The sequence below is a fragment of the Micromonospora sp. I033 genome, assembly GCF_053890995.1.
Genome location: NZ_JBSSLX010000012.1, coordinates 46,154 through 56,700 on the forward strand (window position 1 = coordinate 46,154; position 10,547 = coordinate 56,700).

Here is a 10,547-nt window from a genome sequence, read left to right on the forward strand (position 1 = left end):
CGGATGACCTGGAGAGCACCCGAGATCGACCGCAGCCACGAGCCCTACGTCGGTGACGAGCGCACCATGCTGGAAGGCTGGCTCGACTACCACCGCGACACCCTCCTGCACAAGTGCGCCGGCCTGACCGCCGAGCAGCTCCGGACGGCGAGCGTCGAGCCGTCCACCCTGACCCTGCTCGGGCTGGTCCGCCACATGGCCGACGTGGAGCGCTGGTGGTTCCGGATCCGCGCCGCCGGAGAGGACATCCGCGGCCTCTACGACGGCGCCGAGGACCCGGACGCGGATCTGAACGCGATCGCCGACGCCGATCCGGCGGAAGCCTTCGCCACCCTTCGCGCGGAGATCGAGGCGGCCCGGAAGGCCGCCGCCGGCCTGTCGCTGGACCACACCTTCCGGCGCCCCCGCCGCGACGGCAGCGCCGACGAGATGAACGTCCGCTGGGTCTACGTGCACATGATCGAGGAGTACGCCCGGCACAACGGCCACGCCGACCTGATCCGCGAGCGCATCGACGGCGTCACCGGGGACTGACCGCCGCCGGGGCACCGGCCCGCAGCAACTGCTCCCCCAGCGGGGTCAGCGCGTGCCGCACCGCCGGGCCGGCCCGGTGGCTGCTGATCAGGCCGGCCGCCCGCAGGGTCGCCGCGTGCTGGCTGGCCGAGGACACCGACACACCGACCACCCGGGCCAGGTGCGAGGTGGTCGGCGTGTCGGCCGCCGCCGCCAGCACGGCTGCCCGGGTCCGGCCCAGCAGGTCCGCCAGCGGGGTGCCGGTGGCCAGCTCCCGCCGGGTCGGCCGGATCGGGTACGCGAGCACCATCGGGCCGGTCGGGTCGTCCAGCACCACGGGCTGCGGCACGAAGTACGAGGGCACCAGCGTCACGCCCCGGCCATCGGGCGACAGCACCACCCCGGCGCCGAAGGCGCACTCGTACGACAGCTCGTACGACCGGCCGGTCGGCGCGAAGCGCAGGTGCGGGCTGAGGTCGCGCAGCACCCGGTCGATCCCGGCGTCCGCCAGGGCGCGGCCGCGTACCGCCCGGTCGGCGTGCACCGCCGCGACGACGCTTCGCCAGTAGGGGCCCACCGCTACCGCGTGGAACGCCACCATGGCCTCCCGCAGGAGTCGCCGCGCCCCGGGATCGCCGGCGGCGAGCGACTCGACGCGGGCCGGCAGGTCGCCCGCCTCGATCCGGGGGCGCAGCTCGGCGGCGAGGACCTCGGTCGGGGTGCCGTCCACCTCGGCGAGCGCCCCGGCCAGGTCGCTGCCGAGAGCGGGCGGGGTGAGGAAGTCGGGGAACCAGTCCGACCGCCGGCACAGGTCCAGATAGGGGCGCATGGGCGCGGTCAACGCGGCCCGGGTCCGGGCCCGCCAGGCGGCCAGGTGCGCCGGTGGCCCGGGCTGAAGGACGCGCTGTCCGGCCGCCCCGAGTTCCAGCAGCGCCGACGGGGCGGAGCGCAACACGGTACGGCTGAGGTCCGTCGCGGTCAGGCGCAGCGTCACCACGGCGCCGACGCTAGTACGGCGGGCCGCCGGCCGCCGTGCCCTTTCGGCCAGGGTTGAAAGGGCCTGCCGGCGTCCCGCCGATCCGGCGACGCTCGGGCCATGAGAAGACTGCTCGCCACCACCACCGCCGGTCTGGCCGTACTGGCCGTACTGGCCGCCACCGTGCCCGGCCCGGCCGTCGCCGCGGCGCCCCACCCCGACACCTACCTCGTGTCCCGGGATCCGGAGGTCCGGCCCGAGGGCATCGCGGTGGCACCCGACGGCACCCTCTACGTCACCAGCGTCAGCACCGGCGCCGTCTACCGCGGCCACACCGCCCGCGCGGAACTGCGCCCGTTCCTGCCGGCCGGCGGGGACGGACGGACCGCGGCCGCCGGCGTGCACCTGGACCGGCAGGGCCGGATCTTCGTGGCCGGCTGGGACACCGGAGCCCTGTTCGTGCACGCCGCGGACGGCACGCTGCTGGCCCGGCGGGACGCCGCCAACGCCGCCCTCAACGACCTGGCGGTCACCGCGGACGCCGTCTACGTCACCGACTCCGCCACCGGCACGCTGTGGCGGGCGTCGCTCGCCGGCGGGCGGGTCGGTGAGCTGGTCCCGTGGCTGACCGCCGCCGACTTCCCGGCCGCGCCCGGCTTCCTGAACGGGATCGTCGTCACCGGTGACGGCCGGCTCGCGCTGGTCGCCGACCAGGGCACCGGTGAGCCCGGCACCGAGCGGCTGTGGCGGGTGGACCTGGCCGGGCGGAGCGCCACACCGGTCGACGTCACCGGCGGCCAACTGGGCGCCGACGGCCTGCTGCTCGACGGCGACCGGCTGTACGGGGTGGTGAACGCCCCGGACGGCACGGGTGGCTGGCGCTTCACGGTGAACCTGGCGCGGCTCGACGCCGACCGGCGGACCGCGCGGGTGGTCCGGCAGTCGGGGTCGGTCGGCCTGGCCGAGTCACCGACCACCATCGCCCGGGACGGCGACCGCCTGCTCTGGGTGAACAGCCAGCTCAACGCCGCCGAGCCCAGCCCGCCCTTCACGGTCACCCGGGTCCCCGGGCTGTGCTGACGGCCCCGGCTCAGTACGCCAGCGCGGCGCGCAGGTAGCGCAGGTCGGCCGGGCCGCTCCAGCGGTGCGCGGAGAGCCCGGCCACCCGCGCTCCGGCCACGGCCCGGTCCTCGTCGTCGACGAACAGCACCCGGGCCGGCGGGGTCTCCAGGGCCTCGCAGGCCGCCTGGAAGTACTCCTTCGCCGGCTTGTGCACCCCGACCACCGAGGAGTTGACCACCACGTCCAGCTCGTCGGCGAGGCCCAGCGTGACGAGGTCGGCGTCGAGGGCGTCGGTGGCGTTGGTGCCCAGCCCGACCCGGACGCCGGCCGCCCGCACCTCGCGGATGAACGCGAGCATGTCGGAGTCGACCTCGCCCCGGTAGCGCTGCCACTCGTCCACCGCGGCGCGGGCCCGGGCCGGGTCGCCCACCGAGGGGGTGAGCGCGTCGGCCACGCTGGTCATCCACTCGGCGTGGCTGACCCTGCCGGTGAGCACCGGCTGGAGCAGCCCCCAGGACATGGCGATCTCGCCGAGGACGCCCTCGGTCAGCCCGTACTCCCGCTCGACCCGCGCGGCCACCGTCGGGTCCCAGCGGCGCAGCACGCCGTCGAAGTCCACCAGGAGCGCCGTGGCGCGTTCCCGACTCACTCGCTTGTCTCCTGCCCCTCGTCCTCGGCCCGGTTGAGCCGCTGGCTGATCACCTGGGTGACCCCGCTGCGCATGGTCACGCCGTAGAGCGCGTCGGCGATCTCCATGGTGCGCTTCTGGTGCGTGATCACGATGAGCTGGCTCTTCTCCCGGAGCTGGGCCAGCAGCGTGATCAGGCGGCCCAGGTTCACGTCGTCGAGGGCCGCCTCCACCTCGTCCATGATGTAGAACGGGCTGGGCCGCGCGCGGAAGATCGCCACAAGCATGGCCACCGCGGTCAGCGACCGCTCGCCGCCGGAGAGCAGGGAGAGCCGCTTGATCTTCTTGCCGGGCGGCCGGGCCTCGACCTCGACGCCGGTGGTGAGCAGGTCCTCCGGGTCGGTGAGCACCAGCCGGCCCTCGCCACCGGGGAAGAGCACGGTGAAGACCTGCTCGAACTCCCGCGCCGTGTCCTCGAACGCGCTGGCGAAGACCTCCAGGATCCGGTCGTCGACGTCCTTGACCACGGTGAGCAGGTCCCGGCGGGTGGCCTTGAGGTCCTCCAGCTGCTCGGAGAGGAACTTGAAGCGCTCCTCCAGCGCGGCGAACTCCTCCAGGGCCAGGGGGTTGACCTTGCCGAGCAGGGCCAGCTCCCGTTCCGCCTTGGCGGCCCGCTTCTCCTGCACCGGCCGCTCGTAGCGGACCGGCTCGGGCACCGGAGTGCCCTCCTTCTCGGCCGCGGCGACGTCGGCGTCGGTGGGCGGGACGAGCTGGTCGGGGCCGTACTCGGCGACGAGGGTGGCCACGTCGAGGCCGAAGTCCTCGGCCGCCTTCGCCTCCAGCTGCTCGATGCGCAGCCGCTGCTCGGCGCGGGCCACCTCGTCCCGGTGCACCTGGCTGGTCAGCCGCTCCAGCTCGGCGCCGAGCCGCTTGGCCGCGCCGCGTACCTCGGAGAGCTCGGCCTCGCGGGCGGCGCGCTCGCGGGCCACCTCGTCGCGGTGCTCCTCGGCCCGGGCCAGGGAGACGGTGAGCCGGGTGAGCGCCTCGCGGGCGCCGCCGACCACGGCCCGGGCGATCTCCGCGCCGCGGGTGCGGGCCGCGCGCCGGGCGGCCGCGCGCTCCCGCGCGGCCCGCTCGGCGGTCGCCTGCCGGGCCAGGGAGTCGGCCCGGCCCGCGATCGAGGAGACCCGCTCCTCGGCGGTACGCACCGCGAGCCGGACCTCCATCTCGTTCTGCCGGGCCTGCGGCACCATGGCGGCGAGCTGGTCGCGTTCCTCGGTGGACGGTTCGGCGTCGAGCGGGGTGGCCTCGGCCAGCCGGAGCCGCTCCTCCAGCTCGGCGAGGGCGGCCAGGTCGCGTTCCCGGGCCGCCTCGGCGCGGGCCCGGGACTCGCCGAGCCGGTCGGTCTCCGCCTTGGCGGACCGGGCGGCCGCGCCCAGCTCGGCGAGGCGGCGGGCGGCGGCGTTGCGGTGGCTCTCCGCCTCCCGCTTGGCGGCGGCGGCGTGCTGCACGGCCTCCTTGGCGCCCGCCACCTCGGCGCGTGCCTCGACCAGCTGGTCGCGCAGCTCGGCGCTGGTCCGCTCGGCGGTGGCCCGGTTGGCCCGGGCCTCCTCGACGGCCGCCTGCACCTCGATGTAGCTGGGCGCCTTGGCCGAACCGCCGGCCGCCGTGTACGCCCCGACCACGTCGCCGTCCGGGGTGACCGCGCGCAGCTCCGGGTTGCCGGCGACCAGCTCGGCCGCGGCGGCGAGATCGTCGACCAGCACCACGTCGCGCAGCGCCCGGTGCACGGCCGGGCGGATCTCGGCGGAGCACTCCACCAGGTCGGGGGCCCAGCGGGCGCCCTCGGGAAGCGCCGGGCGCAGCGCGTCGGCGCTGCCGGCCATGCCGGGGCCGGCGGGGCTGCCGACCAGCAGGCCGGCCCGGCCGGCGTCGGAGATCTTGAGCAGCCGCATGGCCTCGACGGCCTCGTCCACCCCGCTGACCGCGACCGCGTCGGCGAGCCCGCCGAGCGCGGCGGCGAGCGCCGCCTCGTTGCCCGGGGCGACGGTGAGCAGCCCGGAGAGGCTGCCGAGCAGGCCGGGCACCTGGTCGGCGCGGGCCAGCAGCGCGCCCGCGCCGTCCTTGCGGCGCAGGCCGAGGGCGAGCGCCTCCTCGCGGGCCTTCCAGGTGGCGGCGTCCTTCTCGGCGGCCCGCTCGGCGTCGGCGAGGCTGCGCACGGCGGCCTGGGCCTGCTCGTGCACGGCGACCGCCTCGGCGTGCCGGGCGTCCAGGTCGGCGTTGTCCCGGTCGGCCTCGGTGGACTGCTCGGCGACCGCGTCGAGGTCGGCCTGGGCCTTCTCGGCGCGGGCGAGGGCGTCCGTGTGCGCGGCGGCGAGGCGTTCGATCTCCTCGCCGGCGCTGGTGGTGCGGGCCCGCGCGGAGTTCACCTGGCCGGTCAGCCGGGCCAGCCCCTCCCGCCGGTCGGCGATGGCCTTGGCCGCGGCGACCAGTTCCCGCTCGGCGGCGGCGAGCTGCCGTTCCAGCTCCTGGCGGTGCTCGACCGCCTCGGCGAGCCGGATCTGGTCCTCGGTGAGCGCCGCGCGCAGCTCCTCCTCCTGCTCGCGGACCCGCCGGGACTCGGCCTCCAGCTGGTCCGGGTCGCGGCCGGGGCGCTCGTCGTCCCCGGTGGCGCTGAGATGCCGCAGCCGTTCCCGGGCGAGCTGCTCGATGGAGCGGAACCGCTCCTGGAGCGCGGAGAGCTTGTACCAGGTGTCCTGGGCCGCCGCGAGCAGCGGGGCGTCCTCGGCCAGCGCCGCCTCCAGCTCGCCGAGGCGGGCCTGCACCTCGCCGTGCTCCGCCTCGATCTGCTCGCGCCGCTCGCGCAGCGCGGTCTCGTCGGCGATCTCCCGGTCCAGCGTGGTGCGGAGGGTGTGCAGGTCGTCGGCGAGCAGCCGCAGCCGGGCGTCGCGCAGGTTGGCCTGGATGGCGGCGGCGCGGCGGGCCACCTCGGCCTGCCGGCCCAGCGGCTTGAGCTGGCGGCGCAGCTCGGCGGTGAGGTCGGTGAGCCGGTTGAGGTTGGTCTGCATCGCGTCGAGCTTCCGCAGCGCCTTCTCCTTGCGCTTGCGGTGCTTGAGGACGCCTGCCGCCTCCTCGATGAACGCCCGCCGGTCCTCCGGCTTGGCGTGCAGCATGCCGTCGAGCCGGCCCTGCCCGACGATGATGTGCATCTCCCGGCCGATGCCCGAGTCCGAGAGCAACTCCTGGATGTCCAGCAGGCGGCAGGAGTCGCCGTTGATCTCGTACTCGCTCTCGCCGGAGCGGAACATCCGGCGGGTGATGGAGACCTCGGTGTACTCGATCGGCAGCGCGCCGTCGGTGTTGTCGATGGTGAGGGTGACCTCGGCCCGACCGAGGGGCGCCCGGCCGGCGGTGCCGGCGAAGATGACGTCCTCCATCTTGCCGCCGCGCAGCGCCTTGGCGCCCTGCTCGCCGAGCACCCAGGCGATGGCGTCGACGACGTTGGACTTGCCGGAGCCGTTCGGGCCGACCACGCAGGTGATCCCGGGCTCCAGCTTCAGCGTCGTCGCGGAGGCGAAGGACTTGAAGCCCTTCACCGTCAGGCTCTTGAGATGCACCTTCTCGATCCTCGTCCGGTGGCCGCCGTACCGTCGCCGGCTGCGCGGACCTGGTGAACCCGCAGACTAACCCGCGGGCGGGGAGAGCCCGGTACGCGACCCACCCGGTGCCGGAGCTGTCCGGTTTCCGGCGATGTGGCGCACGCCACGGGAAAGTGCAAGATCAGAATTGCGGGACGCAATTCCGGGACGGTCAGCAAGATCGCGGAATGCGGTCCCGAAAACAAAAAGCTGCGCGCCGGCACTGGGTGTCGGCGCGCGTTTTCTGTGTGGTGCGATTCAGTTTTCCGACGACCGGAGATCAGGTCAGCGCGGGCTCGGCCAGTCGGAGGAGGTCGTCAGCCTCCGCCGCAGCCGCCGCAAGCCGATCGTTGTCGGCGCGCAGACGCGTGATCTCGAACTCCAGTGCCTGAACCCTGGCACGCAGTCGGGTGACCTCGTCGAGCAGACGCCGGTCGGGCGCTGCACCTACGTGGCCGTAGAGGGCCTTCGCCATGCTGACTCCTTGATATGCGCTGCCGGAAAGGCCGGCCAACGCGCGCCCATGATGTTCGCGGCTGCCATCCCCGCGAAATCCGGGCATGGCTGGGCGCGACTGGCGACACCTATATATTGAGCCGAACCCCCCTCCTTCGTCAAGTTCCCGCAGGCCGTAGATCATCTCCACGTCGCCCGGTCCACTTGTCGGGGGGTTGCCACAAGGCGCGGACACGCTCTGTCCGGACGCCTTTACTGTACGCCCGGGAATGTGTGAACGCCTCACCCTTGCTGTCGGGTTCCCCTTAACTCTTTCTTAGCCACGTTGCCGCAGCTAGCGGCGCGCCCGTAGCGTCACTGCGGCCCGCAACCGACCCGTGGAGGGGACAGGCGTGTACCGCTGGACCGACCCGATCGAACCGGATGGCGTTCCCCGACGCCCCGAGCCACCGACCGACGAGGGACCAGCCTGGCTCACCGACCGGCCCGAGCCGCGGTCGTCGTACCTCTTCGGGGACGAGCCGGAGCAGCCCCGCCAGGACTGGACCGAGGCGCCCACCGGCGTCTGGCGGGCCGACGCTCCGGCCACCCCGTGGCGGGACGACCCCACTGGAGAGCGCACCGGCAACCTCCCCGCCGCCGGTGCCTCGACGCACGGGTGGGCCGACGCCGGGCGGTACGCCGACGGCGACCGGACCGGGCACTCCCCGGCCGTCGAGCCGCCGGCCTACGGCCCGGCGGCCCACCCGGGCGGGTCCCCGTACGAGCCGGCCGCCGGCTGGCACGCCGACGAGCAGGCCGCCGGCTGGCACACCGACCAGCGGTCCACCGGCTGGCACGCGGACGAGCGGTCCACCGGCTGGCACGGCGACGAGCAGCCCACGGCCGCCTGGCAGCCGACCGCCGACGAACGACCCGCCGCCGCCTGGCAGCCGACCGCCGACGAGCGGCCGACGGCCTCCTGGCAGGCCGTCACCGACGCCCCGGCGGAGGACACCGGCCGGCACCGGCAGGGACGCCGGCTGCGGCGCCCCCTGCTGATCGGTGGGGCCGCCGCCGCGGCGACCCTCGTGGTGAGCCTGGGCGTGGGCGCCGTCCTGCTGCCCGGCGATGACCCGGGGACCCAGCGGACCTCCGCCGACGACACGGTGGCCGCCGCCCCGTTCGCGCCCGACGGCACCGAGGCGGCGCCCGGCGACGCGCTCGCCCCGGACTCGGCCAGCCCGACGGCCGCGCCGACCAGCGCCAAGCCGACCCCCACGAAGAAGCCGACCCCGAAGCCGAGCCGGACCACCGCCCCGTCCCGGCAGCTGCCGCGGAGCACCGCGCCGAGCAGCACCGCCGCGAAGACCACCGGGTCCACCGGGATCAGCGCCGAGCTGCGGGAGGTCGTCAACCTGGTCAACCAGGAGCGGGCCAAGGCCGGCTGCAAGGCGCTGACCATCGACGACAAGCTGATGCTCGCCGCCCAGCGGCACAGCCAGGACCAGGCCGACCACAAGAACATGTCGCACGACGGCAGCGACGGCAGCGACGTGGGCGACCGGCTCGACCGGGTCGGCTACGCCTGGCGGTCGTACGGCGAGAACGTCGCCTGGAACCAGCAGAGCCCGGCCGCGGTCATGGACGCCTGGATGAACTCCCCGGGCCACCGGGCGAACATCCTGAACTGCTCGTTCACCGAGATCGGCGTGGGCGTGGCGCGGAGCAACGGGCCGTACTGGACGCAGGACTTCGGCACCCCGCGCTGAGGCGGCGCGTCGTGACCGGGCCCGCGCTCGTTGACGGGGTGAGGTACGCCGGGGACGCCTGAGCCGTGCCGGCCCGCGCGGGCCGGCACACCGGGGCCGCCGGAGACGTACCGGCAGGGGGCGGGGTGCCGCCCGCGACCCGGGAGCTGTCCATGCGGATCCGGCCGGCGTGGGCCGTGCCGCCCCGGCCGGTCCGCGTCCGCCGACGCAGGCCGCGCCGGGGCGTGGCGGTGCTGCTGACGGTGCTGCTGCTCGCCCCGGTGCCGGCCTGCCGGGAGCCGCTCGTCCCGCCCGGCTCTCCCACGCCGTGGCCGTCCGCTCAGGCCCGGCACTGGCAGTGGCAGTGGCAGCTCACCGGCCCGGTGGACGTCACCGTCGAGGCCGACGTCTTCCTGCTCGACCCCGTGCGGACCACCTCCGACCAGACCGGCGCGCTGCGCGCCCGCCACCGCCGACTGGTCTGCCAGGTCCGCGCCGGCACGTACGCGGCCACCGACCCGGACGCCAGCCGCATCCCGGCGACGGTACGCGGCACGGCGGTGCCGGGCCGGCCGGGCAGCCGGTGGCTGGACGTCCGTCGGTGGGACTCGCTGGAACCGGTACTGGCCGACCGGCTCCGGCTCTGCCGGGGCAAGGGCTTCGGCGCGGTGGCGTTCGACGACGCCGACGGCTACCTCCACCGCTCCGGCTTCCCGCTCTCCTTCGACGACCAGTTGCTGTTCAACCGGCGGCTGGCCGCACTGGCCCGGCGGCTGGACCTCTCCCCCGGCCTCGTCGACGACCTGCCGCAGGTGGCGGCGCTCGCCCCCGACTTCGACTTCGCGGTCAACCAGGAGTGCGTCCGCCGGGGCGAGTGCGACAAGCTGCTCCCCTTCACCGACGAGCAGAAGCCGGTCTTCCACGTGGAATACACCGGCGATCCGGCCGAGTTCTGCGTCACCACGGTCGGCTACGGCTTCGCCTCCATCCTCAAGGACCGGAAGCTCGACGCCTGGCGCGAACCCTGCACGCTGCCCTGAGCCGGCGTCGCACGACCCGTCGCAGCAGGGCCTGGCTGGTCGGCTTGGAGGAGCTCCACCAGACTGGTCCGCCATAGACCTGGATGAGTATCAGCGTGGCGCCCTCCGCACCGCCGCTCCACGTGACAAGAGGAACGAGCTGTTTCACCTGGTGCTCGGGCTGGTCGGCGAGTCGGGTGAGCTCGCCGAGAAGTTCAAGAAGTGGGTCCGTGACTCCGACAGTGAGGAGTCGCGGATCGACCGGGCCGGCATCGCCAAGGAACTCGGTGACGTGCTCTGGTACGTGGCGGTGCTCGCCGACCACCTCGACCTGTCGCTGGACGACATCGCGACGGCCAACCTGGCCAAGCTGGCCAGCCGCCACGGCCGTGGCGTGCTGGGTGGCAGCGGCGACAACCGCTGATCCGGGTGGCTGTCGTCCGGCAACGATCTGAGTCGCGCCGGAGCAGGACACCGGAAGCCGGCACCAGCCGGGGTGCCCGCAGTCCGCGTACCCCCATCCGC

The 10,547-nt window shown here is 74.8% G+C and carries 9 protein-coding genes; 5 read left to right on the forward strand and 4 right to left on the reverse strand.

Going from position 1 to position 10,547, the window contains the following annotated elements:
• The first annotated feature begins 3 nt into the window (after positions 1–3).
• A complete protein-coding gene (locus ACW0Q9_RS04065) occupies positions 4–534 on the forward strand; it encodes a DinB family protein (RefSeq protein WP_456178489.1) in 531 nt (176 codons plus the stop codon).
• On the opposite strand, the gene ACW0Q9_RS04070 is transcribed toward ACW0Q9_RS04065, so the two are convergent.
• On the reverse strand, positions 521–1,510 hold the full coding sequence (locus ACW0Q9_RS04070; RefSeq protein WP_456178490.1) for a helix-turn-helix domain-containing protein: 990 nt from the start codon (positions 1,508–1,510) through the stop codon (positions 521–523). The genes ACW0Q9_RS04065 and ACW0Q9_RS04070 overlap by 14 nt on opposite strands.
• A gap of 99 nt (positions 1,511–1,609) precedes the next feature.
• On the opposite strand from ACW0Q9_RS04070, the gene ACW0Q9_RS04075 reads away from it, so the two are divergent.
• Positions 1,610–2,569, forward strand: coding sequence for an SMP-30/gluconolactonase/LRE family protein (locus ACW0Q9_RS04075; RefSeq protein WP_456178491.1), 960 nt, complete (start codon positions 1,610–1,612; stop codon positions 2,567–2,569).
• Positions 2,570–2,579: 10 nt separating this feature from the next.
• On the opposite strand, the gene ACW0Q9_RS04080 is transcribed toward ACW0Q9_RS04075, so the two are convergent.
• From ACW0Q9_RS04080 to ACW0Q9_RS04090, 3 genes are all read right to left on the reverse strand, one after another.
• Complete coding sequence (locus tag ACW0Q9_RS04080) at positions 2,580–3,200, reverse strand: HAD family hydrolase (RefSeq protein WP_456178492.1); 621 nt, start codon at positions 3,198–3,200, stop codon at positions 2,580–2,582.
• Positions 3,197–6,796 (reverse strand): chromosome segregation protein SMC, encoded by a 3,600-nt coding sequence (smc, locus tag ACW0Q9_RS04085; protein ID WP_456178493.1) that lies wholly within the window; start codon positions 6,794–6,796, stop codon positions 3,197–3,199. The genes ACW0Q9_RS04080 and smc overlap by 4 nt, the downstream gene beginning before the upstream one ends.
• Before the next feature lie 301 nt (positions 6,797–7,097).
• Positions 7,098–7,292: a hypothetical protein gene (locus ACW0Q9_RS04090; RefSeq protein WP_007456482.1), complete on the reverse strand. Its 195-nt coding sequence runs from the start codon at positions 7,290–7,292 to the stop codon at positions 7,098–7,100.
• Between the two features lie 373 nt (positions 7,293–7,665).
• Between ACW0Q9_RS04090 and ACW0Q9_RS04095 the strand changes: the two genes are divergently transcribed.
• The 3 genes from ACW0Q9_RS04095 to ACW0Q9_RS04105 all read left to right on the forward strand — a co-directional run bounded on the left by ACW0Q9_RS04095 (position 7,666) and on the right by ACW0Q9_RS04105 (position 10,446).
• Entirely contained in the window at positions 7,666–9,024 is a 1,359-nt protein-coding gene (locus ACW0Q9_RS04095; protein ID WP_456178494.1) for a CAP domain-containing protein, read from the forward strand.
• 152 nt (positions 9,025–9,176) lie between these two features.
• Positions 9,177–10,043: an endo alpha-1,4 polygalactosaminidase gene (locus ACW0Q9_RS04100; RefSeq protein ID WP_456178495.1), complete on the forward strand. Its 867-nt coding sequence runs from the start codon at positions 9,177–9,179 to the stop codon at positions 10,041–10,043.
• 151 nt (positions 10,044–10,194) lie between these two features.
• Positions 10,195–10,446, forward strand: coding sequence for a nucleoside triphosphate pyrophosphohydrolase family protein (locus ACW0Q9_RS04105; protein ID WP_456178496.1), 252 nt, complete (start codon positions 10,195–10,197; stop codon positions 10,444–10,446).
• The last annotated feature ends 101 nt before the right edge of the window (positions 10,447–10,547 follow it).